Consider the following 26,269-nt stretch of genomic DNA (forward strand, 5'->3'; position numbering starts at 1 on the left):
GAAGAGAGGCAGGCCGACAGCCGGCACCACACTGCTCGCCCTCCCCGGGCAGGGCGAGCAGTGCCTAGGCGCAGGACGGGCACAGCCCTCGGTAGGTGACCTCGACCTCCGACACCGTGAAACCGAACCGCTCCTCCGCAGGGAGGTCGGACAGCGGATTGCCTGCCGGGTGGACGTCGCGGATGGTGCCGCAGCTGGAGCAGACTAGGTGTTGGTGCGGGTGGTGCGCGTTGGGGTCGTAGCGCTTGGCGCGGCCGTCGGTGGAGACCTCCGTGACCTCACCGAGCGACACCAGTTCGCCCAGGGCGTTGTAGACGGTCGCCCGCGAGATCTCGGGCAGCCGCTGTGCCGCGCGGGCGTGCACTTCGTCGGCCGTGAGATGCACGTGGTCGCCGTCGAGGACCTCCGCAACGACACGCCGCTGGGACGTCAACCGCCAGCCACGCGCTCGCAGCCGCTCCAGCAGGTCACTCATATCGGTTCACCTATTCAGGTTCGGTGGGATACCGGAAGTTTACCTATGGACATCCGGGTTCCGATTGGATATGGGTTTGGCGCGCTTCTTGACTTGGACTCTGTCCATCGTAGGATCAGTTCTGGCGATAGCCAAGGGACAGGAAGATTCCAGTACGGCAGGAGACAGAGACGTGACGGGACCACCGCCGAGCAGTCGCGGCGGTGCCGGCCTGCGGGTGACGGCCCCGCGCGTCGCGCTGCCCGGGACCGTCCGGGACCTCCACGCGCTCACCGCGGCGGGAACCGTACGCCGCGTCGAACAGGCCGGTAGCCCGGCCCGGTTCGAGGGACGCGCCGAGGACAACCACCATCACGTCGTGTACCGGTCGTACGGTGTCGTCGCTGACGTCGACCGCGCGGCCGGCGAAGCGCCCTGCCCCACCGCGTCCGAAGACCATGGCTTCTCGACCGACGAGGCCGGGGTCTTCCACGGGGGCCCCGCGCCCCGCCCGTTCCATCGCCCGCAGTTCTTGAGCACCGTGATCCGCCTGGTCCGGAAGGATTCCCATGTCTGACAACCAAGATGCAAACGTCGTAGACGCGAACACGGAGGGCGGAGGTGGTTGCCCGGTCGCGCACGGACGCGCCCCGCACCCGACCCAGGGCGGCGGAAACCGCCAGTGGTGGCCGGAGCAGCTCAACCTGAAGATCCTCGCCAAGAACCCCGCCGTGGCCAACCCCTTCGGCGAGGAGTTCGACTACGCCGCGGCGTTCAAGACCCTTGACCTCCCGGCCGTCAAGCAGGACATCGCGGAGGTGCTGACCACCTCGCAGGACTGGTGGCCGGCGGACTTCGGCCACTACGGCCCGCTGATGATCCGCATGGCGTGGCACAGCGCGGGCACCTACCGGATCAGCGACGGCCGCGGTGGCGGCGGCGCCGGTCAGCAGCGCTTCGCCCCCCTGAACAGCTGGCCGGACAACGGCAACCTCGACAAGGCCCGCCGTCTGCTGTGGCCGGTCAAGAAGAAGTACGGCCAGAGCCTGTCGTGGGCCGACCTCATGATCCTCGCCGGCAACGTCGCCCTGGAGTCGATGGGCTTCGAGACCTTCGGCTTCGCCGGCGGCCGCGCCGACGTGTGGGAGCCCGACGAGGACGTCTACTGGGGCCCGGAGCAGGTCTGGCTCGACGACCAGCGCTACACCGGCGACCGTGAGCTGGAGGACCCGCTCGGCGCGGTCCAGATGGGCCTCATCTACGTCAACCCGGAGGGCCCGAACGGGAACCCGGACCCGATCGCCGCGGCCCGCGACATCCGTGAGACGTTCCGCCGGATGGCGATGAACGACGAGGAGACGGTCGCCCTCATCGCCGGTGGCCACACCTTCGGCAAGACCCATGGCGCGGGCGACGCCGCGCTCGTCGGTGTCGAGCCCGAGGGCGCCCCGATCGAGCAGCAGGGCCTCGGCTGGAAGAGCACCTTCGGCACCGGCAAGGGCGGCGACGCCATCACCAGTGGCCTCGAGGTGACCTGGACCGCCACCCCGACCCAGTGGGGCAACGGGTTCTTCAAGAACCTCTTCGAGTACGAGTACGAGCTCACCCAGAGCCCGGCCGGTGCGAACCAGTGGGTGGCGACGAACGCCGAGGCGATCATCCCCGACGCTCACGACGCGTCGAAGACGAAGCTCCCGACGATGCTCACCACCGACCTCTCGCTGAAGTTCGACCCGATCTACGAGCCGATCTCGCGCCGCTTCTACGAGAACCCGGACCAGTTCGCGGACGCGTTCGCCCGCGCCTGGTACAAGCTGACGCACCGCGACATGGGCCCGATCCAGCGCTACCTCGGCCCGGAGGTCCCCTCCGAGGTGCTGCTGTGGCAGGACCCGCTGCCGGCGCGCGAGGGCGCGGTCATCGACGCCGCCGACATCGCCTCCCTCAAGGAGCAGATCCTCGGCTCGGACCTGACGATCGCGCAGCTCGTCTCCGCGGCCTGGGCCTCGGCGTCCTCCTTCCGCGGCAGCGACAAGCGCGGTGGCGCAAACGGCGCCCGCATCCGCCTCGAGCCGCAGCGCGGCTGGGAGGTCAACAACCCGGACGACCTCTCGCAGGTGCTCCGTACGCTGGAGGGCATCCAGGAGTCCTTCAACGCCGGCGGCAAGCAGGTCTCCCTCGCCGACCTGATCGTGCTCGCGGGCTCCGCGGCCGTCGAGCAGGCGGCCAAGGCCGCCGGCGTCGAGGTCGAGGTGCCGTTCACGCCGGGCCGTGTGGACGCTTCGCAGGAGCAGACGGACGTCGAGTCGTTCGCCGCGCTCGAGCCGAAGGCCGACGGCTTCCGGAACTATGTCGGCAAGGGCAACCGCCTGCCGGCCGAGTTCCTGCTGACGGACAAGGCGAACCTGCTGAACCTCAGCGCGCCCGAGATGACGGTCCTCGTCGGTGGTCTGCGCGTCCTCGGCGCCAACTCCGGCCAGTCCAAGCACGGCGTCTTCACGAACCGGCCGGGCACGCTGACCAATGACTTCTTCGTCAACCTGCTCGACCTGGGTACGGAGTGGACGTCGACGTCCGCCGCGCAGGACGAGTTCGAGAGCCGCGACGCCTCCGGCGCCGTCAAGTGGACCGGCACCCGTGCCGACCTCGTCTTCGGCTCGAACTCCGAGCTGCGCGCGCTCGCGGAGGTCTACGCGAGCGATGACGCGAAGGCGAAGTTCGTGAACGACTTCGTCGCGGCGTGGGGCAAGGTCATGAAGCTGGACCGGTTCGACCTCGTCTGACACGACGGTCTGATCAGGACCCTCTGATCAGACCGTCCCATCAGGTGCTCCTGATCACGAGCGCCTGATCAGGACGCCCAGGTCGGCCCGCGCGGGCCGACCTGGGCGTCCTCAGCCCGAAGAATCCCGACACCGTCCGCCCCCACTGCGAACCGGCTCCGCTCATCCCACAGATAGCCCTAAAGCCCGATATCTCGCCATTTCTGCGGTGAGCCCTTGAACGTCCTATGCTGATCTCGGGAGGGCTCGGGCATTTGTGACGGCCGGTCCTGGGCCGGCGGGAAGCGGGCTTCCATGGCTGAGCGTTTCAAAAACTCTGGGCTGATCGGCGAGCTGTCGGCTGAATTCGCCGGCACCATGATCCTCATCCTCTTCGGTGTCGGCGTGGTGGCCCAAGTGGTCGCCGGCGGAGGACTCACGACGCCACCGGGCGGCCTTGGAAACCACGACAGCATCGCCTGGGCGTGGGGTATCGGCGTCACCATGGGTGTCTATGTCGCAGCACGGCTGAGCGGCGCCCATCTCAACCCCGCGGTGACCCTCGGCCTGGCCGCATTCAAGGGTTTCCCTTGGAAAAAGGTGGCGCCCTACATGGTGGCCCAGACGATCGGCGCGTTCGTCGCGGCCCTCATCGTGCGCTGGAACTACACCGAAGCGCTGGGGACGTACGACCCCGGTCACACCATCAAGACGCAGGGTGTCTTCTCCACGCTGCCCGCCAACGGCAACCCGAACCTGCCGGTTCACGAGTGGGGCGCGTTCCGCGACCAGGTCATCGGCACCGCCATCCTGCTGCTGATGATCCTGGCCATCACGGACCTGCTCAACACACCTCCTGGCGCCAACATGGCCCCGTTCATCATCGGCCTGGTCGTGGTGGGCATCGGCATGGCCTGGGGTACCGACGCGGGCTACGCGATCAACCCGGCACGTGACTTCGGTCCCCGGCTGGCCAGCTTCCTCACGGGCTACGGCGGAGCATGGCGAGATCAGTACGGGAACTTCTACTTCTGGGTGCCGATCATCGGTCCGCTGATCGGCGGTCTGGTCGGCGCGGGCCTGTACAAGACCTTCATCGGTCGGTTCCTGCCGACAGCGGAGCCGGAGCCTCCCGGGCGCATCGCCGTCCCCGAGGACTGACACCGACAACAGAGGCGGTAACCCATGGCTGACTTCGTAGGCGCGGTGGACCAAGGCACCACCAGTACCCGATTCATGATCTTCGACCACGCCGGCAACGAGGTGGCGAAGCACCAGCTGGAACACGCCCAGATCCTTCCGCGCTCCGGGTGGGTCGAGCACGACCCGGTGGAGATCTGGGAGCGCACCAACTCGGTGATGCAGAACGCCCTGCGGCACGGGAACGTGGCCCCGACCGACCTGGCGGCGATCGGCATCACCAACCAGCGGGAGACCACCGTGGTCTGGGACCCGCGCAACGGCCGTCCCTACTACAACGCCATCGTCTGGCAGGACACCCGCACCGACTCCATAGCCGCGGCCCTGGAACGCTCGGGCCAGGGCGACGTCATCCGCCGTAAGGCGGGCCTGCCGCCGGCGACCTACTTCTCCGGCGGCAAGATCCAGTGGATCCTGGAGAACGTCGACGGTGTCCGTGAGGCGGCGGAGCAAGGACACGCCCTCTTCGGCAACACCGACTGCTGGGTCCTGTGGAACCTGACCGGCGGCCCCGACGGCGGCATCCACGCCACCGACGTGACCAACGCCAGCCGCACCATGCTCATGGACCTGGAGACCCTCGACTGGGACGACGAGTTGCTGGGCTTCTTCGGTGTCCCCCGGGCGATGCTGCCCAAAATCAACCCCTCGTCCCACCGGGAGGCGTTCGGGGTGACCCGCACCTCCCGGCCGCTGCGCGCCGCCATCCCCATCGCCGGGGTGCTCGGCGACCAGCAGGCGGCCACCGTCGGTCAGGTCTGCTACGCGCCCGGCGAGGCCAAGAACACCTACGGCACCGGCAACTTCCTGGTGCTCAACACCGGCACGGAGCTGGTCCGCTCGCAGCACGGCCTGCTCACCACCGTGGCGTACCAGTTCGGCGACAGCCCGGCGATCTACGCGCTGGAGGGCTCCATCGCGGTCACCGGATCCGCGGTGCAGTGGCTGCGCGACCAGATGAAGGTCATCAGCGACGCGGCCGAGAGCGAGACTCTCGCCCGCACCGTCGAGGACAACGGCGGCATGTACTTCGTCCCCGCGTTCTCGGGCCTGTTCGCCCCGTACTGGCGCTCCGACGCCCGCGGCGCGATCGTCGGCCTCGCCCGGTACAACGACAACGGCCACCTGGCCCGGGCGACCCTGGAAGCCATCTGCTACCAGAGCCGCGACGTCGTCGAGGCCATGGAGCAGGACTCCGGAGTCCACCTCGACGTGCTCAAGGTCGACGGCGGTGTGACCGCCAACGACCTGTGCATGCAGATCCAGGCCGACGTTCTCGGCGTACCGGTCAGCCGTCCGGTGGTCGCCGAGACCACCGCGCTCGGCGCCGCCTACGCGGCCGGTCTGGCCACCGGCTTCTGGCAGGACACTGACGAACTGCGCACCCACTGGCAGGAGTCCAAGCGCTGGGAGCCCCAATGGTCCGAAGACCAGCGCGCGGAGGGTTACGCGGGCTGGAAGAAGGCGGTGGAGCGCACGCTCGACTGGGCCAAGGTCGAATAGACCGGCCGCGCCACCAGCGCCCACTGCCGCGGCCCCGTCCCGCACCGCTATGCCCTGCCCGACGGGGGCGCGGCCGTCCCCGGCTCATCATTGCCGGCGGGCACGAGGGCTGTGATGCCGACATGAGAAATTCCCGCGCTGACGACGACCCTGCGAACCGCGCGTGCCGGAGAGGAGCCCGTCCCGGGACCTCGCGCGCTGCCCGGCGTACGGCTCTGCCCGCAGCGTGCGCGGCCCTGCTGATCGGCGGGTGCGCCCTGCCCCCGGGGGCGAGCGGCATGGCGCTCTCGGCCGCGTCGGCCACGCCATCGGCTACGGCGAGCGCCTCCGCCCCCACTCCGTCGGCGCTGAAGCCCATCGATCCGGCCGCGCTCCAGTCCGCCGTGGAGCGTGCGGCGAGGGAGCTCATGGTCCCCGGCGCGGTGGTCCTGCTCCGCACCCCGCAGGGAACCTTCCGGGCGATCGTCGGCACGACCGAGCTGGGCACGGCCACACCGCCCACCACGGGTGACCACTTCCGGATCGCCTCCAACACCAAGACCATGACCTCGGCGTTGATCACCCTCCTCGCCCAGGACGGCAAGCTCCGGCTGGACGACCCGGTGTCCGCCTACGTCGCGGGAGTGCCCAACGGCGACCACATCACCATCGCCGAGCTGCTGAAGATGCGCAGCGGGCTCTACAACTACACCAGCGCACCCGAACTGGCCGCGAGCATGGACGCCGACCCGGGGAAGGCCGAGACGCCGCAGGCGCTGCTGGACATCGCGTTCCGACGCCCGCCGGACTTCGCGCCCGACGCGTCCTACGAATACAACAACACCAACTACGTACTGCTGGGCCTGGTCGCCGAAAAGGCGGGTGGCCGCCCCCTGGCCGAGCAGTTCCGGGACCGGCTGTTCGCCCCGCTCGGACTGGAGGGTACGTCGCTGCCGGGCGCCGACGACCTGTCCCTCCCCGCCCCCTACTCACACGGCTACATGTACGGCGGATCGGCCTACGCGCTGGTCGACCAGCCCTACCCCGCCGACATGCAGGCGGCGGCACGGTCGGGAAAGCTCCGGCCCCTGGACTACACCCACCAGAACCCCTCCTACGCCACAGCCGCCGGAGGAGCCGTCTCCACCGCGGAGGACCTGGCCACATGGATCAAGGCCCTGGTGACGGGCAAGGTCTTGAACGCCGCATACCAGCAGCAATGGCTCCACAGCCCGCAAGCCGAGGACCCGGCCGCGCCCGACGGGAAGAAGTACGGCTACGGCATCGCCTACCAGCGCTTCGGTCCGAACGCCTCGATGTACTACCACGGCGGTGAACTCCCCGGCTTCAACTCCTTCATCGGCCACGACCCGGTCAACGACGTCACGCTCGTGATCTGGACGAACCTGACCCTGTCGCCCGACGGCCGGACCACGGCCCAAGCCCTGCTGCCCACCGTCCTCAACCAGATCTACGGCCTCTCTCTGCCCACCGGCATCGGCTAGTGCTGTTTGCTGCTTGTCCGGGGCAGCCTTACGCCTCCGCGGGGGTGGCCGGTCGTGTCGCGTAACGGTGACGCATGCCGTCGCTGGCCGCGGGACCTGCCGTGAAGACGTAGGTGTCGCTGTCGTCGAGTCGGCGGCCGGTCTTGGCGTCGACGACGACGGGCTCGACCTCCTCGCCGCTGTGTGCGTCGACGAGGATCATGCTGCGTTCGGCCGGTGTGAGGCGGGAGTTGCCCCAGGCGGCCAGGGCGACGATCACCGGTCGCAGGGAGCGCCCGAGTTCGGTGAGGACGTACTCGTGGCGTACCGGGTTGGTCTGGTAGGGCCGGCGCTCCAAGAGCCCGTCCGCGACGAGGGTCTTCAGCCGGGTGGTGAGCATGCTGGAGGAGATGCCCAGGCTCTCCTGGAACTGGTCGAAGCGGGTGTAGCCGTCAAAGGCGTCGTGGAGGATCAGCAGCGTCCACCACTCGCCCACGTGTTCCACCGTCGTGGACAGCGGGCACTCCCGGTCCTCCAGCCTGATCCGGCTCGCCATGGCGACCACCCCTCCAGTTACTGCTAAAGTCGAAGTTAGTAGCTTCTATTTTAGCAGTATTGACGGGAGCGGTGCCTTCCGCGCCCGCACCCGGGAACGGAGCACGCCGTGACCACATCCATCAGCGAATCCCTCGAAGGCCGACGCGCTCTGGTCACCGGCGGTACCAAGGGCACCGGAGCCGCCATCGCCCGACGTCTCGCCCAGGCCGGCGCAACCGTACTGGTCACCGCCCGCAGCCGCCCCGACGACGTCGAGGAGAAGGCGTTCATCACCGCCGACCTGTCCACCGCCCAGGGCGCGGCCCACGTGGCCGCCGAGGTGGACGCCCGCGTGGGAGGCGTCGACATCCTGGTCAACACCCTCGGCGGGTCCGAGGCACCGGCCGGGGGGTTCGGGGCGCTCGGTGAGGACGACTGGGCCAGGGAGCTGAACACCAACCTGCTGGCCGCCGTCCGCCTGGACCGCGCACTCCTGCCGCACATGATCGCCACGGGCAAGGGGGCCGTCGTGCACGTCACCTCGATCCAGCGCCGCATGCCGCTGTGGAACGGCACCCTGGCCTACGCCGCCGCCAAGGCCGCCCTGACCACCTACAGCAAGGGCCTGGCCAACGAGGTCGCCCCGCACGGCGTCCGAGTCAACACCGTCTCACCGGGCTTCGTGCAGACCTCGGCCGCCGACCACCTCGTCGCCCGGATCGCCCACGACGCGGACATCACCCAGGAAGCGGCACTGGGCCGGCTCATGGACTCGCTGGGAGGCATCCCGCTCGGTCGTCCCAACCGGCCCGAGGAAGTCGCCGAACTCGTCGCCTTCCTCGTCTCCGACCGCGCCTCGGCCATCGTCGGCGCCGAACACGTCATCGACGGCGGCACCACCCCCACCGTCTGAAGCCGCCACCACCCCAAGGAGCGTCATGCACGACAACCAGCCCCGAACCAGCACCCCGGACACCCTGCCCGAGGTGATCACCCGCTACCTGAAAGCGCACCGCGCCCACGACACCGCCACCGCCATCACGGCGTTCACCGGCGAAGCCACGGTGATCGACGACGGCAACACCTACGACGGCACCGAGGCGATCGAGGGATGGCTCGACCGGTCCGCCACCGAATTCACCTACACCATCCACCTCACCGACGCCCAGCAGACCGACGCAACCCGCTACATCGCCACGCATCACCTCGAAGGCAACTTCCCCGGCGGCACCATCGATCTGCGCTACCAGTTCACCCTCCGCGACGGCCTCATCGAACGCCTCGTCATCGAACCCTGAGTCCCCTCCCACGCCACGCGTTGCCGCCTCGCGCGAGAGGCCCCTCCGAGGCCATCAAATGGGGACTCCCCTCTCCCACTCCCTCCCGCCCGGCGGCTCGATGGGCGTGGTCGGCGAGTCCTGCTCGGGCAAGACCACGGTGGCCGGATGTTCGTCGGCCTGGAGACTGCGACGGCCGGCACGATCCGTATCGACGGCGAGGCGGTCACCACCGGCCGGGGCACGCGCCCCGACCGCCCTGTCCGCGCCGAACGGCTGCGTCACGGCCGCCGTAGCCAGCGCGTCTTCCAGGATCCGTACGCCTCCCTCGACCCGCGCCAGACCATCGGCGACGGCATCGACGAGCTCCTAGTGCGCTCTCCGGGGGGGCAGCGCCAGCGGGTGGCCATCGCCCGCGCCATGGTGTCCCGGCCTCGTTTGGGAACGCCCAGCGGAATGATCTGGAAGCAGGCACTCTCGCCCGCCGGTCCCCGGCTCGACGTGTCCGTGTGGTTCACACGGACACGGGCGGCCTTTCCCGGCCGACTCCCTCCAGGAGCAGTTTCGCGGCCACCGTCGCCCCGTCGGTGCGGATCGTGCCGGCCACGGCCCTCGCCCGTGCTCGGGTCTCGGGGGTCAGGGCCGTGGTGAGCACGGCGGACAAGGAGTCGAGGGTCGGCGTCGGTCCGTAGTGAGCCGAGCCGATGCCCAGCTCGGCCACCCGGCGGGCCCAGTACGGCTGGTCCGCGATCCGGGGGATCACCACCTGAGGCGCGCCGACCCGGGCCGCCGCCGTCGTGGTGCCCGCGCCGCCGTGGTGCACTACGACGGCCACGCGGCGGAACAGTGCCTGCTGGTTGACCTCGCCGACGACGAAGCAGTCGTCGGCGTCGTCGATCGGGGCCAGGTCCGCCCAGCCGCGGGCGAGGAGTACGCGGCGGCCTTGCGCACGGCTCGCTTCGATGGCCACTCGGGCGATGTCCTTCGGCGCGTGTGCGGCCATGCTGCCGAAGCCCACGTAGACCGGTGGTGCGCCCGCGTCCAGGAACGCCTCCAGCTCTTCCGGGAGCGAGCGGTCGTCGGGCAGGATCCACGCCCCGGTCTGCACAAGGTCGAGGTCCGTCATGCCCTGCGACGGACACAGCGTCGCGTCTGCCGCCAGCCACGGCCGGTCGGTGAGGACGTGGTCGCGGACGTTGTCCACCGGTGGCAGGCCGATCGCCGCCCGATGGCTGTTGAGCGCCTCGCCGTACAACGCGTTCACCCGCTGGGCGTCCTGCTCCCACAACACCCGGTTGTCGGTCTCGTCCTGCGGGGATGGCGTGCCCGGCCGCCTCCCCGGAGGGAAGTGCCGCGACGGCAGCCCGAGGGTGTGAAAGCACGCCAGCACGTAGCGGATGCCCAGCTTCTCGGCCACATCCCGTGCGCCGGCCGGCATCAGACCGGTTGCCACCAGCGCGTCACATCCCTCGGCCGCCGCGGTGAGCGTGTCGAACCGCGCGGCGACCAGCTCGGGGGCGAGCCGGAACGCGTCTTCGGCCGTCGGTGGTTTCGGGCCGGCGACCACCGAGTGCACCGTCGGGCCGAGCGGCACCAGCGGCACACCGGCACGCGCCAGCAGCGCCGCGAACTCCTCGTCCGGCGGCGCACACACCCGCGCCTCCGCACCGAGTTCCCGCAACGCCACCGCCAGTCCCGCCAGCGGTTCGACGTCCCCCCGCGACCCCCACGTCGTCAACAACACTCGCACTTCGCAACTCCCCGTCTGTTTCCGCAGGTTCTGGCTTTCGGCCGCCGATTCTGCGGGACAACCCGGGTCTTGCCGCAAGCCCCCCGGTGCGCTATAAGTTGAGAGAGGCAAGGAGAGGGATCTCCTTGCCTTTGCTTTTTGTCGTCCCTTGTGGACGGACAGACTCCTCGCGAAGCGGCGACCCGCCGCGTACGGCGGTACATCGGGCGGGAGGATCTCCGAAACCTCCACCACAGCTCGGTTGATCCACCAGACTTGCTCTTGTTTCCCAACGGGAAGGGACGGCAAGCATGGCGAACAGCGCCTTACTCGTGATGGATGTTCAACGGGACATCGTGGACATCGCCGACGACGGCTCCGGATACCTGCCGCGCCTGCGCAAGGCGATCGACGGTGCCCGCGCGGCGGGCATCCCCGTGATCTACGTGGTCATCGGGTTACGGCCGGGCGATCCAGAAGTCAGCCCTCGCAACAGGGTGATCACAAACGCCGTGCGGGCCGGCCTGTTCACCGAGGGTGCCCCTGGCACCGAGATCCATCACGACGTCGCGCCCCAGCAGGGCGACGTCGTGGTCACCAAGAGGCGGGGCAGCGCGTTCTCGGGCAGCGACCTCGACTTGGTACTCAGGGCTCGCGATATCGACAGCCTTGTTCTCACCGGCATCGCCACCAGCGCTGTAGTGCTGTCCACCCTGTGGCACGCCATCGACCTGGACTTCGGCCTCACCGTCCTGGCGGATGGCTGCCTCGACACCGACCCCGAGGTGCACCGGGTCCTCACCGAAAAGCTGTTCCCGCAGTGGGCAGATGTCCTTGCCGTCGAGGACTGGCTCAACGCCATCAGCCGCGGCAGCGCAGCCAAGCAGTGATGCGACACAACTCAAACCAGTTCGGGTTGCGGTTCCGGTTCCCGCGCCGGTGCGGGCTTCGGTTCCCACAGCTTGGTGGTCCGTACGTAGCGGTGGACCACTGAGGTCATCGCCAGGATGAGAAGTGGTCCAGCCACCCACGGATGTTGGGCCATCTCCATCGGCAGATAGCGATAGGACACCAAGAGCGCGGCGAAGACCGTTGCGCCGTAGGTGACCAGCTGGATTCCCGGCCGGTCCCAGCCGCGGTCGTGCGCGCGCAGAGCCGCCTCGATCGTGAGCGCGAAGACCACGCCGGCGATGAGATCCGCGCCGTAGTGGTAGCCGAATCCCAGCGTTGCGCTGAGCGTGGCGATCAGCCAGAACGCGCCTGCCCATTGCAGAATCCGTGGGCCTTTGCGGGAATGAACGAAGATCACGGTGGCCCACGCCGTGTGCAGGCTGGGCATGCAGTTGCGTGGGGTGATCTCGTCGAATCGCATCGGGTGCGGGGTAGTGATCGGCGGCGGCGTGTCCGGCCACAGGTTGGCCACCGGCCAGTGCCCGCCGCCGGTGCCGAAGGCGCCGTGGCCGTAGGCGAAGACCGGTCCGACCACTGGGAAGATCATGTAGATGGCCGGCCCGAGGAGGCCGATGACCAGAAAGGTGCGCACCAGATGGTGGCGCGGGAAGCGGCGCTCGACCGCCACGTTACGTAGCTGGTACAGCGCGACGACGACCGCGGCCACCGCGAGCTGAACGTAGACGTAGTCGAGAACATGGGCGCCGATCGGGCCGGTGGCCTCGACCATCCGGCCTGCCAGCCACGACGGGTTGCCCAGCGCGTGATCGGCGGTCGCCACGTACTGGTCGAGCACCGCCGGGCGGGTCTTCGAGGTGACGAGCAGCCAGGTGTCGCCGGTCTTGCGGCCGGCCACCAGCAGCAGGGCCAGCCCGACGCCCTTCAGCAGCAGGACACGTTCCCGGCCGGTGCGGCGCGTGACGGCGATGACCGCGTAGCCCAGAATCACCCACAACGCGCCGTTGCCGAAGGGCTGGCCGTCGGTCGTCCTGGCATCGACCGACCACCGCACCAGCGAGAGGACGACGTCGATGCCGATCGCGGCACCAGCGGCGATGAACCGTTGCCGCCAGGTGAGCACCACCATCATCAACGCCATACTGGCGTACAACAGCGGCCCCGATTTGGGGGCCAGCATCAGCTCTCGCACCTGGTTGGTGATCGGCCCGGGCAGGCCGTAGCGACGCGCGGCGATCTCCAGCATGATGAGGAATCCGAGGGCCGCCACACCCGCCGTGGCCCACAATATCGCCCGTGGTTGACGCCACGCGGCGAACGTATTTCTGCACTTTATTCGCGAAAACATCCGCGACGCTATAGATATCAATTGTTGTTTGGCCGATTTGTAGATGTTGGTCAAGACGCTCGCCGTGAGTTCGAACATGCTAGCGGAGCGGTGCGGGAGTGGGCGTACGTCCCGCCGACGTCAGGAGTTTGCGAGGATGACGAGTTGCTGGGTCGCCCGGGTCATCGCGACATAGCGGTCGACCGCTCCCTCGATGCCCTTGCCGAACGCCTCTGGGTCGATGAGGACGACCAGGTCGAACTCGAGCCCCTTCGACAGCTCCGGGGTCAGCGCCCGGACACGGGACGTCGTGCGGAATGTCGGATCGCCGATGACGCAGGCGATCCCGTCGGCATGTGCGGCGAGCCAGGTGTCGAGGATCGAGCTCAGATCCGAAGCGGATCCGTGGACGACGGGGACGCCGCCGCTGCGGATGGAGGTCGGCACGTTGGCGTCCGGGAGCACGGCCCGGATGACCGGCTCGGCTTCCGTCATGATTTCTTCCGGCGTCCGGTAGTTGATGCTCAGGGAGGCCAGGTTGATCCGGTCGAGCCCGATCCGTTCGAGCCGTTCCTGCCACGACTCCGTGAACCCGTGCCTCGCCTGGGCGCGGTCCCCGACGATGGTGAAGCTCCGGGACGGGCACCGGAGCAGTAGCATCTGCCACTCCGCGTCGGTCAGTTCCTGGGCCTCGTCCACGACGATGTGCGCGAACGGGCCGGCGAGCAGGTCCGGTTCGGTGCCGGGCAGTGCGCTCTCGTCGATCAGGGTGTCCTGCAGGTCCCTTCCGCGCAGCATCCCCACCGCGCCTTGGCTCTCGTCGATCTCGGTGTCCCGCAGCAGGATCTCGATGACATCGGCCCTGCCCGCGCGTTCGGCGGCGACAGCGGCCTCGTTCCGACGCTTGCGTCGGGACGCCTCCGGGTCGCCGAGCCGCTGCCGTGCCGCGTCCAGGAGCGGCAGGTCGGACACCGTCCAGGCCTGGGCTTCCCCGCGCTGCAGCAGCGACACGTCATCGGGGCTGAGCCAGGGAGCGCACATCCGCAGGTAGGCGGGTACCGACCACAGGTCTCCGACCAGGTCGGCCGCTTCGAGGAGCGGCCACGCGCGGTTGAAGACCGTGAGCAGCTCCCTGTTCCGCAGCAGCGACTTGCGGAGCAGGTCATCAGGGGCGTCGCCGTCGTGCTTGTCCACCAGGATGGTGAGCAGCTCCTCCAGGACCTGGTCGCGCGCCTCGTTGTGCGGAATGCCGGGTTCTGCCGCTTCGAACGCTGTGGCCCATTCAGCGGCGCTCAGCCAGATGTCGGACCAGTGGGTCGTGACCGTCATCCCCTTGGTGGGCGGCTCCTCGTAGAACCTGACGGCCGTCTCGATCGCTTTCACCATGTGCGCGGACGACTTGAGGAGGGCCACGTCCGGGTCGGCCTCGATCGCCGCTGCGGCTCCCTCGTCGACCAGGTCCCGCAGGGTGCAGGTCTGCACGCCCTCCTCTCCGAGGCTGGGGAGGACGTCGGCGACGTAGGCCAAGTAGGGCCGGTGCGGTCCGACGAACAGCACGCGGCCCCGGTGGTGACCGAGGCGAGGGTCGGAGTAGAGGAGGTAGGCGGAGCGGTGCAGGGCGACGACGGTCTTCCCGGTGCCCGGACCGCCGTCGACGACGAGAGCGCCGCGGGATCCCGCGCGGATGATGGCGTCCTGGTCGGCCTGGATGGTGCCGAGCACGTCTCGCATCCGTGGCGACCGGTTGCTGCCCAGGCTGGCGATGAAGGCGGACTGGTCGTCGAGCGCGGCGTGCCCGGCAATCCCGTCCGAGGTGAACACCTCGTCCCAGTAGTCGCTGATGCGGCCGCCGGTCCAGCGATACCTGCGGCGGCTTGCCAGACCCATCGGGTTGCCGTGGGTGGCTCCGAAGAACGGTTCGGCCGCGGGCGAGCGCCAGTCGACCAGCAGCCGACGACCCGCGCTGTCCGTGAGGCCAAGTCGTCCGACGTACACGGGCTCGAGGTCGTCCGCGTCGACCATGTGTCCGAGGCACAGGTCTAGACCGAAGCGGCGCAGTGCGCGCAGGCGAGCGGTCAGCCGATGGATCTCCATGTCCCGGTCCATCCCTTGCCGGCCCAGGCCTCCGGGCGCCTTGCGCGCGGCTTCGAGGCGGTCGGACAGCTCGGCGATCGACTGCTCGAGGCACTCCGCGATGGCAGCGAAGTGCTGGTCATCGCCGGCGATCAGCGTCGGGTCGGCCTTTGCGGAGAGGTGGTCGGGAAGGTCAAACGCCCTGGTGGTCAGGGGGTTCACGTGATGGGCTCCGATCTGAGGTCGCTTGCGACCATTGCGTGCGGCAGGGGGTCTGGGCAGGGCGTGTCGAACCTGGTGGCCATGACGAGCGACGCGCCGCCTGAGGTGGACTCCGTGGCCTTGCCTGGCCAGGTCGCCGGCGTTTGCAGGTTCTCGTGTTCTGGGTCCTGGCTCGACGATCCCGCGTGGTTCACGCGGGCACGGGCGGCCCTTCTCAGCTGACCGCGTCGAGCAGCAGCTTCGCGGCCACCGTCGCCCCGTCGGTGCGGACCGTGGCGGCCACGGCCCTCGCCCGTGCGCGGGTCTCGGGGGTGAGGGCGGTGGTGAGCGCGGCCGACAGGGACTCGAAGGTCGGAGTCGGACCGTCGTGTGCCGCGCCGATGCCCAGCTCGGCCACCCGTGCGGCCCAGTACGGCTGGTCCACGATCTGGGGTACCACCACCTGCGGCGCGCCGGTCCGGGCGGCCGTCGTCGTCGTACCCGCGCCGCCGTGGTGCACGACGGCGGCCACGCGGCCGAACAGTGCCTGGTGGTTGACGTCGCCGACGGCGAAGCAGTCGTCCCCCCTGTCGATCAGGCCGAGGTCGGCCCAGCCCTGGGCGACGATCGCGCGGCGGCCCTGCGCGCGCACCGCCTCGATGGCCACCTGGGCGACGTCCGGCGACTCGCGCATGGGCATGCTGCCGAAGCCCACGTACACCGGCGGTTCGCCGGCCTCCAGGAACGCCGACAACTCGGCCGGCAGCGGGCGTTCGTCCGGCAGGATCCACGCGCCGGTCTGTACGACGTCGAGGTCCGCCGGCTGCTGCCACGGGCTCAGGACCGGGTCCGCCGCCAGCCACGGCCGGTCGGTGTAGACGTGGCTGCGGACGTCGTCCACCGGTGGCCGGCCGAGCGACGCCCGATGGGCGTTGAGCCCTGGGCCGTACAGCAGGTTGAAGCTCTGGTCGTTCCAGTCCCACAGCGCCCGGTTGTCGGTCACGCCCGGCGGAAACGGCCGGCCCGGCAGCGCGTGCGGCGCGTGGTGCGGCGACGGCAGCATGGTCGGGAAGTAGGCCACGTACACGAAGGGGATGCCCAGTTCCTCGGCCACCGACTGCGCGCCGGCCACGGCCGGGATCAGGCCGGTCGCCACCACCGCGTCGCATCCCTCGGCCGCCGCGGCGACCGCCTCGTACTGCGCGGCGACCAACGCGGCCGCGCGCTGGGGCAAGCCCTCGGGCGTCAGCGGCGCCGTCCCGGTCACCAGTGTGCGCACCGGCTCGGCGGCCGGCACCAGCTCCACGCCGACACCGGCCAGCAGCTTCGCGAACTCCTCGTCCGACGGCGCGCACACCCGCACCTCCGCGCCAAGTTCCCGCAACCGCACCGCGAGTCCCGCCATCGGCTGGACATCCCCGCGCGACCCATACGTCGACAACAACACACGCACTGTGCGACTCCCGATTTCCGCGAATTCTGGCCTCGGCCGGAGATTCTGCGCCACGACCGGGGCCTTGCCGCAAGCCCCCCGGTGCGCTATAAGTTGAGACAGGCAAGGAGAGGGATCTCCTTGCCTTTGCTTTTTGTCGCCCCCTATGGACGGACAGACTCCTCGCGAAGCGGCGACCCGCCGCATACGTCGGTGCCATCGGCTCGACTCCGGACAGACCCGCTGTCGCCGTGTGGATCGGTGGTAGCGGGCGAGGTTCCTCGACCGGCTGCACCGGTCATCTTGCTTGAGTGGGAAAACGCCGCGCCGCGCAGTGGGCGCCACTGAGCGCAGCCCTCCGAGTGCGTACGGCTTCCGCGTGCGTACGGACCGCTGATGCGCCGAGGTGAAGCCGCCGGGCCGCCGTGATCACCGTGATGGCTCTGCCGCCGTTGGCACGCGGACCGGAGTGCGCGGTGGGACCGAACGGAGGAGCGTGGTGGTGTAGGGAGGAGCGCCATGGCCAGCAGGGCCGCTTCCGGGCGGCGGGACGGTGAGGAGCGGGGCTGGCTGCGTGGCTCGCCGCCTCCGCGCTGGGTTCGGATGCTGCCGCCGGCGCTGCTGGTGGGGGTCTGCGCGGCGGGGTTCGTGAGTAGCCAGCCGCTGGACATCGGCTTTCTGCTGGGCACCATTCCGTCGCTGGCCGTGCTCTCCTACGGGCCCGTGGCGACGGCACTGTTCGGCTGCGCCGTCGTCGTTCTGATGAACGTGCCCGCTCTGCAGCTCAACCACCCGGGCAACACCGACCTGCTGACCATCACCTTCATCGCCGTGCTGAGCGTGTTCGTGTCCCTGGTGCGCAGCCGGCGGGACGCCCACCTGGTCACGGTGCGAACGGTCGCGGAAGCCGCCCAGCTCGCGGTCCTGCCGCCGCTTCCCGAGCGCGTCGGCCGGGTGCGCTGCGCCGGTCTGTACCGGGCGGCACAGCGCGGGACGCTGGTCGGCGGCGACTTCTTCGAGGTGCGCGAGGGACCCTACGGGGTCCGGGCCGTCATGGGTGATGTGCAGGGACACGGGCTGTCGGCCGTCGGCACGGTCGCGTCGCTTCTCGGAGCGTTCCGGGAGGCGGTTCTCGACCAGCCCGAGCTGGAGGCGGCCGCGGCCCGCCTCGATCGGAGGCTGGTCGTGGACTCGGCGGGAACCGAACACGCCGAGTTGTTCGCGACCGCCCTACTCCTGGAGTTCTCGCCCGGCGCGGATGAGGTGCGACTGATGTCCTGCGGGCATCCGCATCCGCTGCTTCTGAGGGGAGCGGAGGCCGTCGAACTCGCTCTTGAGCCGGGGGCTCCGCTGGGTCTCGGGCTCTTGGACGTCTCCACGCCGAAGGGGCGCACCGTCCGGCTGGAGCGCGGTGACCGGCTGTTCCTGGCATCCGACGGGGTGACGGAGAGCCGGGACAAGAGCGGCGCCTTCTACCCGTTGGCCGAGCGTCTGCCCAAGTTCGACGAGGAGACGCCGGCCGCCCTGATCGACAGCGTGTGGGAGGACCTTGTCCGGTTCTGCACCACGGTGCGTGACGACGTCACCATGCTGGTCCTCACACCGCTGCCGGAGAGCACGGAAGATGGCCCGGCGGGCACCGCGGTTGAGGACTCAGCACGCCCCTGGGGCTGTACCTACTAGTATGTACGGCCGCGGTCACGGAAGCGTGGGACCTCCGCGAAGCGCGCCCGTCGCCGTCAGCCCGCCGCCCCCGCCGCGATGTCCAGCGCCGCGATGTAGCCGAACGTCATCGCCGGACCGATCGTCGAGCCCGCGCCCGCGTAGCTGTGCCCCATGACCGCCGCGCTGGCGTTCCCGGCCGCGTACAGGCCGGGGATCACGGTGCCGTCCGAGCGCAGCACGCGTGCCCGGGCGTCGGTGCGCATCCCGCCCTTGGTGCCGAGGTCGCCCGGGACGATCTTGAAGGCGTAGTACGGGGCGAGCCACAGGGGTGCCAGACAGGAGTTGGGGAGGATCGCGGGATCCGTGTAGTAGTGGTCGTAGACGCTGTCCCCGCGGTGGAAGTCGGTGTCCTTGCCGTTCTGGGCGAGGCCGTTGAAGCGGCTGACGGTGGTGCGCAGGGCGGCCGCGGGTACGCCGATGGCGGTGGCCAGGGCGTCCAGCGTCCAGGCCTTGTACGCGGCGCCGGAGGTGTACCACGCGTCCGGGAACGTGAACGTGGGTGCGACGTCCTTGAAGAGGTAGCGGTTGCGGTAGTTCTGGTCGACGATCAGCCAGGCCGGGATGTCGGGCGCGGCCGCGTTGCGCTCGTACATGGTGTGCACGACGTCGCTGTAGGGGGCGGCCTCGTTGACGAAGCGCGCTCCAGCGGCGTTGATCAACAGGCCACCGGGCAGGGTGCGTTCGGCGAGGCAGAAGTAGGGCTCGTCGGGGAGCGGGATGGCCGGGCCCCACCAGGCGTCGTCCATCAGGTCGAGTGCGGCGCCGGCCCGCTGTCCCGCCCGGATGCCGTCGCCGGTGTTCTCCTTGGCGCCGACCGTCCAGGCGGTGCCGATGGGCTGCTGCTGGTACTGGGCGCGCATGGCCGCGTTGTGCTCGAAGCCGCCGGAGCCGACGATGACTCCGCGCCGGGCGCGGACCAGGCCGGATACGCCGTTCTGGGTGACCACCGCGCCGGTGACGGCGCCGCTCTCCACGTACAGGTCGGACAGCGGGGTGTTCAGCCATACCGGCACCTGGGCGGCGAGCAGCCCGGCGCGCAGCCCGGCCGCCAGTGACTGGCCCATCGTCAGAGGCTTCTGGCCGAGGAGTGCCGCCTTGGTGCCGCGGGCGAGGCATTCGGTGGCGACGGCGGCGCCCTTCACGCTGACCAGGGAGAGCGTGAGCCATTTGTAGTCGGCGCTGAAGACGACCATGCCGCTCGGGACCGCCATGTACGGCGGGTTCAGATGGGCGAGTTCGGCGCCCAGGATGTTCCCGTCGAGCTGGTCCGGCTCCATGGAACGGCCATTGGGCAGCCCGCCCGGCAGCTCGGGGTAGTAGTCGCTGTAGCCCTCCATCCAGCGGAAGCGGAGTGGGCTGTTGGCCATGACGAAGGAGATCATGGCGGGTCCGTTGCCGAGGAAGGCCTGTTGGCGGTCGGCGGAGACGCCGGAGCCGACCACCGCGGCGAGGTAGGTGGCGGCCTTCGCCGGGGTGTCGGGGACGCCGGCGGCGAGGATCACCGGGTTGTTCGGGATCCAGATGCCCGCGCCGGAGCGTGCCGCCGAGCCCCCGAAGGTGGCCGCCTTCTCCACGACCACGCAGCTGAGGCCCTGTTTCGCGGCGGTCAGCGCGGCGGTCATCCCCGCCGCTCCGGAACCGATCACCACGACGTCGTACGTGCCGAGCAGGGGCAGATCGGCCGCCTCGGTGACACCCGGGAGGCCGGCCGCGAGCGCGAGCCCGGCTCCTGTCGCGGCGCCGAGCACGCGGCGCCGCGAGGGGCCGGGTGCGGCGGGGGTTTCGGTACGTCTTGCGGGGTCCGCGCTCGTGGACATGGCAGGGCGCTCCAGCAGGGCGAAGGAATGTGAGGCGTGCTGTGCTCCGGGAACCAACGAGCCCCCGCCGTACCGGTTCTGATGCAGCGTCAGGAATGTGGCGCGGGGGTCTTGTGAAGTCAAGAGGCCCGGACCGCAACTCACCTACCACCCCAAGATCGGGCAGAAGTTACCAACCGGTATGTAGTGACTTAACACGCAAGCAACAGTAGAACGTGTTCCCACTCAAAGAGAGTGAGGAGCGTCACATGAGTGACACTACCCAGCAAAACAAGGACTCCAGGGGTGTCTCCCGCCGAAGATTCATTGCTGGAACAAGTTCTATTCTTGGAGCCATGACCCTTGCGGGTCACACCGCGGCGGCCGCGGAACAGGTCGTCACGGCGGCCGGACCGATCGCCTCCGGGGCCCACGTTCCCGTCCTCGTGATCGGCACCGGATACGGCGGCTCCGTCGCCGCCCTGCGCCTCGCCCAGGCCGGTGTCGACGTACAGATGATCGAGATGGGGATGGCCTGGGACACCCCGGGCTCGGACGGCAAGATCTTCGCCAACACAACGAGTCCGGACTACCGGTCGTACTGGCTGCGCACCAGGACCAAGCAGCCCCTCAGCAACTTCCTCGGCTTCCCGATCGACAAGGACGTCCCCCTCTACACCGGGATCCTGGACGCCGAGGAGATGGGCGGCATCATCGTGTACCAGGGCCGCGGCGTCGGCGGCGGTTCGCTGGTCAACGGCGGTATGGCGGTCACGCCCAAGCGCGAGAACTTCGGCGCCATCCTCCCGTCGGTCGACGCCGACGAGATGTACGGCACCTACTACCCGCGCGCAAACGCCGGGCTCGGAGTCGGCACCGTCGATCCCACGTGGTTCGAGAGCGCCGACTGCTACCAGTACGCGCGAGTCGGCCGCAAACAGGCCCAGCGTTCCGGCTTCCCCTTCGTCTTCGTGCCCGACGTGTACGACTGGGACTACATGGAGCAGGAGGCCGCCGGGACCGTACCCAAGTCGGCGCTGGCGGGCGAGATCCTCTACGGCAACAACTACGGCAAGAAGTCGCTGCAGAAGACCTACCTCGCCCAGGCGTCGGCCACCGGCAAGGTCACCATCTCGCCGCTGCACAAAGTCACTTCGGTCTCCCCGGCCGCCGGCGGCGGCTACACGGTCGTCATCGACCAGCTCAACACCACCGGCGGCACCACGGCCACCAAGACGGTGACCGCGGACCGGGTGTTCTTCGCGGCGGGCAGCGTCGGCACCAGCAAGCTTCTGGTCAAGCTGAAGGCCACCGGGGCGCTGCCCAGCCTCAACTCCGAGATCGGCCAGGGCTGGGGCGACAACGGCAACGTCATGTGCGGCCGCGCCAACCACCTGTGGGACCCCACCGGCGCACTCCAGGCGAGCATTCCCTGCGGCGGCGTCGACAACTGGACCGCCGGGGGCGCGTTCGCCGAGGTCGCTCCGCTGCCGACCGGCATCGAGACCTACGCGTCGTTCTATCTGTCCATCACCAAGAACCCGAACCGCGCCCAGTTCTCCTGGAACGCCGCCACCAACAGCGTCGACCTGAACTGGCAGACCGCCTGGAAGCAGCCGGCCATCGACATGGCCAAGTCGATCTTCGACAAGATCAACGCGAAGGAAGGGACGATCTACCGGACCGACCTCTTCGGCGTCTACAAGATCTGGGGCGACCACCTCACGTACCACCCGCTCGGCGGCGCGGTACTCAACAAGGCCACCGACAACTACGGCCGTCTGCAGGGCTATTCGGGCCTGTACGTGATCGACGGCTCACTCATCCCCGGCAACACCAGCGTCAACCCGTTCGTCACCATCACGGCGCTCGCCGAACGGAACATCGAGAAGATCATCGCCACCGACCTCTAGCGCGTCCGGGCCGACCGGGCGGCCCGGACCCCGCTCAGTGGGTGGGCAGCACGCACACGGTGTCCAGGCCCAGCACATGGTTGAGCCGGCCGAAGGCCAGCCAGGATCCGATGCTCATGCTCAGCTCCACGATCTCGCGCTGGCTGTAGAGCGCGGTCATCCGAGTCCAGAACTCGTCGTCGAGACCGTGGTGATCCAGGGCGTACCGCTCGGCGTACTCCGCGGCCAGCCGGGTGCGGTCGTCGAAGGCGTCGGTGGTACGCCACTGGGTCACCGCGTCCGCGAACTCCTCCTCGACCTTTTGCCCCTCGCGCTCCGTGCGCCAGTCGAGACAGAACTGGCACCCGTTGATCTGCGCGACGCGCAGCCGCGCGGCCTCGAACTCGCGCAGGCCCAGGGTCGAGTGCTCGTACACCGACAGCGAGAAGTTCGCGGCGGCCATGCCGATACCGGGGACCATCTCGCCCCACACGTACCCGATCGGCTCCTGGTCCTCGGGAATGTCGATGCGCATGGTCATTGGGTCACTTCCTTCCGAGTCTGCCGGCTGCGGGGCGCAGCGGGACGTCGAGCGCGTCATACAGTCCGGGTGCCGCGTCGACGAGCCAGTCGATGGCGCTCACCAGCCGGCCGACCGCGGTGGCGTTCCCGCCCGCGGAGCGGTTCTCGCCCTCGTCGGTGGCCTCGACGGTGACCTGGATGCGCGGGCGGCCCTCGATGATCACGCGGTGGGCGCCGTCGCCGTCGGGCGGCGTCGGCCAGTCCGGCGCGCAGGACGGGTGGATGCGGGTGACGTGCTCGATGACGATCCGGGGTTCGCCCCCGACGATCCCCCGCACCTCGAACCGCACCGCGCCCTGGGTGCCCGCCGCGAACTCGCCCATCGTCCGGGTGCGCACCGTGGTCTCCAGCGGGCGCCGGTCCAGCGTCTCGCGGATGTCGTCGAGTTCGACGCCGAGGGCCCGGGCCATCAGCCGTATCTGCCCGCCCCACACCATGGTGGGGATGGAGGGCGCGAGCATCAGCGGCTCGTAGTCCATCGGCTGCCCCATGCCGACCAGATACCGTACGGACTCCTCCTGTTCGTACGTGGAGTAGTCGAAGATCTCCTGGCAGCGGATGGCGTCCACCTCGGTGCCAAGACCGCTGATCAGCAAGGGCAGTACGTCATTGCCCCAGCCGGGGTCGACGCCGGAGACGAAGAGTGAGCCGCCGCCGTCCTCGATGGCGGCGAGCACCGGATCGCGGAACTCCGGCGGGGCGTTGCGCTGATCGTAGAGCGGGTAGAGCGCGGGGGTGACGACCACCGCACCGGTCCGGATCGCCCTGCCGATGTCGGCGAGTGCCTCGTCGGGCCGGATGTCGCCGGACGCCGCGTACACCACGGCCCTGGGACCAAGGGCCAGTACCGCGTCGATGTCGTCGGTCGCGGCGACCCCCAACTCCTGGTCGAGCCCGGCGAGTTCGCCCGCGTCGCGGCCGACCTTGCCGGGGTTGTGGACGAGCACGGCCGCGAGTTTCAGCGCCGGGTGGGCCTCTACGGCGCGGATGGCCGCGCGGCCGACATTGCCGGTACCCCAGACCACCGTGGAAATCATGCGGCGGAGGGTAGCGAGAGGACCTCAAGGTTCCTATAGCCGTGACCGGTGAAGATGCCGGAGCCGGGCGCCGGCCGCCCCGGCGGTTCACCGGCGTCGGTGGTCCGGGGAGGGGCCCGCGCGGTCCTAAGCTCGGCGTATGGCCAAGTACTTCGACGTGCACCCGGAAAACCCGCAGCGACGCATCATCAGCCAGGTGGCCGAGATCGTCCGTGGTGGCGGGCTGATCGCCTACCCGACGGACTCCTGCTTCGCGCTCGGATGCGCGCTGGGCAACCGGGACGGGCTCGACCGCATCCGCTCGATCCGCCAGCTCGACGAGCGGCACCACTTCACCCTGATGTGCCAGGACTTCGCGCAGCTGGGCCACTTCGTACGCGTCGACAACGCGGTGTTCCGCGCGGTCAAGGCGGCGACCCCCGGCAGCTACACCTTCATCCTCCCCGCGACGAAGGAGGCGCCGCGCAGGCTGCTGCACCCGAAGAAGAAGACGGTCGGGGTCAGGATCCCCGACCACGTCGTGACCCAGGCGCTCCTCGCCGAGCTCGGCGAGCCGCTGCTGTCGAGCACCCTGCTGCTGCCCCACGAGGACAAGCCCCTCACCCAGGGCTGGGAGATCAAGGAAGAGCTCGACCACGTGGTGGACGCGGTCATCGACTCCGGTGACTGCGGCACCGAGCCGACGACCGTCATCGACTTCTCCGGCGCGGAGCCGGAAATCGTCCGCCTCGGGGCGGGCGACCCCTCACGGTTCGAGTAGCCGGCCCATGGACTTCGAACCGTACCGCGGCGAACTGGTCACGTACTGCTATCGGATGCTGGGGTCGTTCCACGAAGCCGAGGACCTGGCGCAGGAGACATTGCTGCGCGCGTGGAAGGCCCGCGACCGGTACGACAGTACGCGCGCGTCCCCGCGGACCTGGCTCTACCGCATCGCCACCAACGTGTGCCTGACCGCGTTGGAGGGGCGCGCGCGGCGTCCGTTGCCGTCCGGGCTGGGCGCCCCGAGCGACGATCCCGGGGCCCCGCTCACACCGGCGTACGACATCCCCTGGTTGCAGCCGTTCCCCGACACGCGGTTCGGCACAGAGGCACGGGCCGACCTGCGGCTCGCGTGGGTCGCGGCGGTGCAGGTCCTGCCGCCGCGGCAGCGGGCCGTGCTCGTGCTCCGCGAGGTGCTGGAGTTCACCGCCGCCGAGGTGGCCACGCAGCTGGGAACCACGGTCCCGGCCGTCAACAGCGCGCTGCAGCGGGCCCGCGCCGCCCTCGTGAAGGTGGGTGAGGCGGACGAGGTCACGGAGCCGGACGATCCCGAGGTACGCGCGGTGGTCCAGCGGTACCTGCGGGCGTTCGAGGCGGCCGACGTCCCCGCGCTCGTACGGCTCCTCACCGACGACGCCATCCTGGAAATGCCGCCGGTCCCGCTGTGGTACCGGGGCCGTCACGACTACGGCCTGTTCATGCGCCGCGTGTTCGACCTGCGCGGGACGGGCTGGCACATGCGGCGCCTGGCCGCCAACGGCCAGCCCGCGCTCGCCGCGTACGCGCCGGAACCGGGCGGCGGCCATCGGCTGCACACGCTCCAGGTGCTCACGATCAGCGGCGGCCGGGTCGCGCACAACGTCGTGTTCGCCGATCCACACGTGTTCCAGGCATTCGACCTGCCCCCGGGGATCTCCTCCGACGAATCGCGCCGGGCGCGATGAGTTCGGCCGATGCCGCCGGTATGTACGGGTAAGCATCGACCGAAGGGACATTCGCCGTGAGCGTCATCGTCATTCAGTTCATCACCCTGGACGGAATCGTGTCCGACCCGGACGGGTCCGGGGGCACAGCGCCCGGAGGCTGGGCGTTCCGGCACGGGCCCGGGACGGCCGCCGGGGACAAGTTCCGGCTCGGGAGCACGCTGGACAACGGGGTCATGCTGCTGGGCCGGACGACCTGGCAGCTGTTCTCCCGGATCTGGCCGGGACGCGACGACGCGTTCTCGGCGCGGATGAACGCCGCGCCGAAACTGGTCGCCACCCGCACGCTGACCAGCACATCGGCATGGGCGAACTCCCGGGTCCTCGACCACGACCTCGTCGACGCCGTCAAGCACGAACAACGCGATGTGATCGTCACCGGCAGCCTGAGCGTCGTACGCGCGCTGATGGCCGCGGACCTGATCGACGAGTTCCGGCTCCTGACCTTCCCCACGGTCCTCGGCACCGGCGACCGGCTCTTCCCCGCCGGCGGTCCGCCCGCATACCTGGAGTGCCTGTCGGCCGAGCGGGCGGGCGCCGCCGTCCTCGCGCGATACGCGCGGCCGACGCGATGACCGTGCGCGTGGCCCGGGGCGTCCTCGCGGACGCCCCGGGCCACGGCCGG

General features: G+C 69.6%; 22 protein-coding genes. 13 read left to right on the forward strand and 9 right to left on the reverse strand.

The features are described 5' to 3' along the window. Positions 1-64 precede the first annotated feature (64 nt). Positions 65-475: a Fur family transcriptional regulator gene (locus OG975_RS02755; protein WP_327426164.1), complete on the reverse strand. Its 411-nt coding sequence runs from the start codon at positions 473-475 to the stop codon at positions 65-67. Between the two features lie 172 nt (positions 476-647). On the opposite strand from OG975_RS02755, the gene OG975_RS02760 reads away from it, so the two are divergent. The 5 genes from OG975_RS02760 (at position 648) to OG975_RS02780 (ending at position 7,403) form a co-directional block, all read left to right on the forward strand. Next, positions 648-1,031, forward strand: coding sequence for a Fur family transcriptional regulator (locus tag OG975_RS02760; RefSeq protein WP_406327115.1), 384 nt, complete (start codon positions 648-650; stop codon positions 1,029-1,031). Then, complete coding sequence (gene katG / locus OG975_RS02765; RefSeq protein WP_406327117.1) at positions 1,024-3,237, forward strand: catalase/peroxidase HPI; 2,214 nt, start codon at positions 1,024-1,026, stop codon at positions 3,235-3,237. Before OG975_RS02760 ends, katG begins: the two co-directional genes overlap by 8 nt. Before the next feature lie 294 nt (positions 3,238-3,531). Continuing rightward, entirely contained in the window at positions 3,532-4,377 is an 846-nt protein-coding gene (locus OG975_RS02770; protein ID WP_406327118.1) for an MIP/aquaporin family protein, read from the forward strand. 24 nt (positions 4,378-4,401) lie between these two features. Continuing rightward, complete coding sequence (gene glpK, locus OG975_RS02775; protein WP_406327120.1) at positions 4,402-5,919, forward strand: glycerol kinase GlpK; 1,518 nt, start codon at positions 4,402-4,404, stop codon at positions 5,917-5,919. 278 nt (positions 5,920-6,197) lie between these two features. Beyond that, a complete protein-coding gene (locus OG975_RS02780) occupies positions 6,198-7,403 on the forward strand; it encodes a serine hydrolase domain-containing protein (protein WP_406327122.1) in 1,206 nt (401 codons plus the stop codon). A gap of 28 nt (positions 7,404-7,431) precedes the next feature. On the opposite strand, the gene OG975_RS02785 is transcribed toward OG975_RS02780, so the two are convergent. After that, complete coding sequence (locus OG975_RS02785) at positions 7,432-7,938, reverse strand: winged helix-turn-helix transcriptional regulator (protein ID WP_406327123.1); 507 nt, start codon at positions 7,936-7,938, stop codon at positions 7,432-7,434. A gap of 108 nt (positions 7,939-8,046) precedes the next feature. Here OG975_RS02785 and OG975_RS02790 point away from each other — a divergent pair, with 108 nt between their 5' ends. Then, positions 8,047-8,832, forward strand: coding sequence for an SDR family oxidoreductase (locus tag OG975_RS02790; protein WP_406327124.1), 786 nt, complete (start codon positions 8,047-8,049; stop codon positions 8,830-8,832). Positions 8,833-8,857: 25 nt separating this feature from the next. Further along, positions 8,858-9,217 carry a nuclear transport factor 2 family protein gene (locus tag OG975_RS02795; RefSeq protein WP_406327126.1) on the forward strand — a complete coding sequence of 120 codons (360 nt, stop codon included), beginning with the start codon at positions 8,858-8,860 and terminating at the stop codon, positions 9,215-9,217. Between the two features lie 493 nt (positions 9,218-9,710). Here the strand turns inward: OG975_RS02795 and OG975_RS02800 are convergent, their stop codons facing one another. Further along, positions 9,711-10,946: a glycosyltransferase gene (locus OG975_RS02800; RefSeq protein WP_406327128.1), complete on the reverse strand. Its 1,236-nt coding sequence runs from the start codon at positions 10,944-10,946 to the stop codon at positions 9,711-9,713. A 290-nt stretch (positions 10,947-11,236) separates the two neighbouring features. Here OG975_RS02800 and OG975_RS02805 point away from each other — a divergent pair, with 290 nt between their 5' ends. Further along, positions 11,237-11,815 carry a cysteine hydrolase family protein gene (locus tag OG975_RS02805; RefSeq protein WP_406327129.1) on the forward strand — a complete coding sequence of 193 codons (579 nt, stop codon included), beginning with the start codon at positions 11,237-11,239 and terminating at the stop codon, positions 11,813-11,815. A gap of 11 nt (positions 11,816-11,826) precedes the next feature. Here OG975_RS02805 and OG975_RS02810 read toward each other — a convergent pair whose 3' ends face one another. The 3 genes from OG975_RS02810 to OG975_RS02820 form a co-directional block, all read right to left on the reverse strand. Beyond that, positions 11,827-13,182 (reverse strand): phosphatase PAP2 family protein, encoded by a 1,356-nt coding sequence (locus OG975_RS02810; RefSeq protein ID WP_406336123.1) that lies wholly within the window; start codon positions 13,180-13,182, stop codon positions 11,827-11,829. A 120-nt stretch (positions 13,183-13,302) separates the two neighbouring features. Beyond that, positions 13,303-15,456, reverse strand: coding sequence for an RNA polymerase recycling motor ATPase HelR (gene helR / locus OG975_RS02815; protein ID WP_406327130.1), 2,154 nt, complete (start codon positions 15,454-15,456; stop codon positions 13,303-13,305). A 214-nt stretch (positions 15,457-15,670) separates the two neighbouring features. Continuing rightward, positions 15,671-16,888 carry a glycosyltransferase gene (locus tag OG975_RS02820; protein WP_406327132.1) on the reverse strand — a complete coding sequence of 406 codons (1,218 nt, stop codon included), beginning with the start codon at positions 16,886-16,888 and terminating at the stop codon, positions 15,671-15,673. A gap of 498 nt (positions 16,889-17,386) precedes the next feature. On the opposite strand from OG975_RS02820, the gene OG975_RS02825 reads away from it, so the two are divergent. Continuing rightward, positions 17,387-18,550 (forward strand): PP2C family protein-serine/threonine phosphatase, encoded by a 1,164-nt coding sequence (locus tag OG975_RS02825; RefSeq protein WP_406327133.1) that lies wholly within the window; start codon positions 17,387-17,389, stop codon positions 18,548-18,550. Positions 18,551-18,606: 56 nt separating this feature from the next. Here OG975_RS02825 and kstD read toward each other — a convergent pair whose 3' ends face one another. Further along, the gene (gene kstD, locus OG975_RS02830) at positions 18,607-20,409 is read right to left on the reverse strand and encodes a 3-oxosteroid 1-dehydrogenase (RefSeq protein WP_406327135.1); all 1,803 of its coding nucleotides are present in this window, start codon (positions 20,407-20,409) and stop codon (positions 18,607-18,609) included. 248 nt (positions 20,410-20,657) lie between these two features. Between kstD and OG975_RS02835 the strand changes: the two genes are divergently transcribed. Further along, a complete protein-coding gene (locus OG975_RS02835; protein WP_406327137.1) occupies positions 20,658-22,301 on the forward strand; it encodes a GMC oxidoreductase in 1,644 nt (547 codons plus the stop codon). A 34-nt stretch (positions 22,302-22,335) separates the two neighbouring features. Here OG975_RS02835 and OG975_RS02840 read toward each other — a convergent pair whose 3' ends face one another. Both OG975_RS02840 and OG975_RS02845 read right to left on the reverse strand, forming a co-directional pair. Further along, positions 22,336-22,815, reverse strand: a complete 480-nt coding sequence (locus OG975_RS02840; protein WP_330309958.1) for a carboxymuconolactone decarboxylase family protein — start codon at positions 22,813-22,815, stop codon at positions 22,336-22,338. Between the two features lie 10 nt (positions 22,816-22,825). After that, positions 22,826-23,899: a dihydrodipicolinate reductase gene (locus OG975_RS02845; protein WP_406327138.1), complete on the reverse strand. Its 1,074-nt coding sequence runs from the start codon at positions 23,897-23,899 to the stop codon at positions 22,826-22,828. Positions 23,900-24,038: 139 nt separating this feature from the next. Between OG975_RS02845 and OG975_RS02850 the strand changes: the two genes are divergently transcribed. The 3 genes from OG975_RS02850 to OG975_RS02860 are packed head-to-tail and all read left to right on the forward strand — an operon-like array spanning position 24,039 to position 26,219. Beyond that, a complete protein-coding gene (locus OG975_RS02850) occupies positions 24,039-24,659 on the forward strand; it encodes an L-threonylcarbamoyladenylate synthase (protein ID WP_406327140.1) in 621 nt (206 codons plus the stop codon). A gap of 7 nt (positions 24,660-24,666) precedes the next feature. Next, positions 24,667-25,605, forward strand: coding sequence for a sigma-70 family RNA polymerase sigma factor (locus tag OG975_RS02855; RefSeq protein ID WP_406327141.1), 939 nt, complete (start codon positions 24,667-24,669; stop codon positions 25,603-25,605). 56 nt (positions 25,606-25,661) lie between these two features. Beyond that, the gene (locus tag OG975_RS02860) at positions 25,662-26,219 is read left to right on the forward strand and encodes a dihydrofolate reductase family protein (RefSeq protein WP_406327142.1); all 558 of its coding nucleotides are present in this window, start codon (positions 25,662-25,664) and stop codon (positions 26,217-26,219) included. Positions 26,220-26,269 lie beyond the last annotated feature (50 nt).

Source organism: Streptomyces sp. NBC_00203 (assembly GCF_045206325.1).
GTDB lineage: Bacteria > Actinomycetota > Actinomycetes > Streptomycetales > Streptomycetaceae > Streptomyces > Streptomyces lutosisoli.

What these genes read in the sequence shown, in the direction of transcription:
- OG975_RS02755 (WP_327426164.1), bottom strand. Translation starts at nt 475, where the DNA reads ATGAGTGACCTGCTGGAGCGGCTGCGAGCGCGTGGCTGGCGGTTGACG.
- katG (WP_406327117.1), top strand. Translation starts at nt 1,024, where the DNA reads ATGTCTGACAACCAAGATGCAAACGTCGTAGACGCGAACACGGAGGGC.
- OG975_RS02770 (WP_406327118.1), top strand. Translation starts at nt 3,532, where the DNA reads ATGGCTGAGCGTTTCAAAAACTCTGGGCTGATCGGCGAGCTGTCGGCT.
- glpK (WP_406327120.1), top strand. Translation starts at nt 4,402, where the DNA reads ATGGCTGACTTCGTAGGCGCGGTGGACCAAGGCACCACCAGTACCCGA.
- OG975_RS02780 (WP_406327122.1), top strand. Translation starts at nt 6,198, where the DNA reads ATGGCGCTCTCGGCCGCGTCGGCCACGCCATCGGCTACGGCGAGCGCC.
- OG975_RS02785 (WP_406327123.1), bottom strand. Translation starts at nt 7,938, where the DNA reads ATGGCGAGCCGGATCAGGCTGGAGGACCGGGAGTGCCCGCTGTCCACG.
- OG975_RS02795 (WP_406327126.1), top strand. Translation starts at nt 8,858, where the DNA reads ATGCACGACAACCAGCCCCGAACCAGCACCCCGGACACCCTGCCCGAG.
- OG975_RS02805 (WP_406327129.1), top strand. Translation starts at nt 11,237, where the DNA reads ATGGCGAACAGCGCCTTACTCGTGATGGATGTTCAACGGGACATCGTG.
- OG975_RS02810 (WP_406336123.1), bottom strand. Translation starts at nt 13,182, where the DNA reads ATGTTTTCGCGAATAAAGTGCAGAAATACGTTCGCCGCGTGGCGTCAA.
- OG975_RS02825 (WP_406327133.1), top strand. Translation starts at nt 17,387, where the DNA reads ATGGCCAGCAGGGCCGCTTCCGGGCGGCGGGACGGTGAGGAGCGGGGC.
- kstD (WP_406327135.1), bottom strand. Translation starts at nt 20,409, where the DNA reads ATGTCCACGAGCGCGGACCCCGCAAGACGTACCGAAACCCCCGCCGCA.
- OG975_RS02835 (WP_406327137.1), top strand. Translation starts at nt 20,658, where the DNA reads ATGAGTGACACTACCCAGCAAAACAAGGACTCCAGGGGTGTCTCCCGC.
- OG975_RS02840 (WP_330309958.1), bottom strand. Translation starts at nt 22,815, where the DNA reads ATGCGCATCGACATTCCCGAGGACCAGGAGCCGATCGGGTACGTGTGG.
- OG975_RS02845 (WP_406327138.1), bottom strand. Translation starts at nt 23,899, where the DNA reads ATGATTTCCACGGTGGTCTGGGGTACCGGCAATGTCGGCCGCGCGGCC.
- OG975_RS02850 (WP_406327140.1), top strand. Translation starts at nt 24,039, where the DNA reads ATGGCCAAGTACTTCGACGTGCACCCGGAAAACCCGCAGCGACGCATC.
- OG975_RS02855 (WP_406327141.1), top strand. Translation starts at nt 24,667, where the DNA reads ATGGACTTCGAACCGTACCGCGGCGAACTGGTCACGTACTGCTATCGG.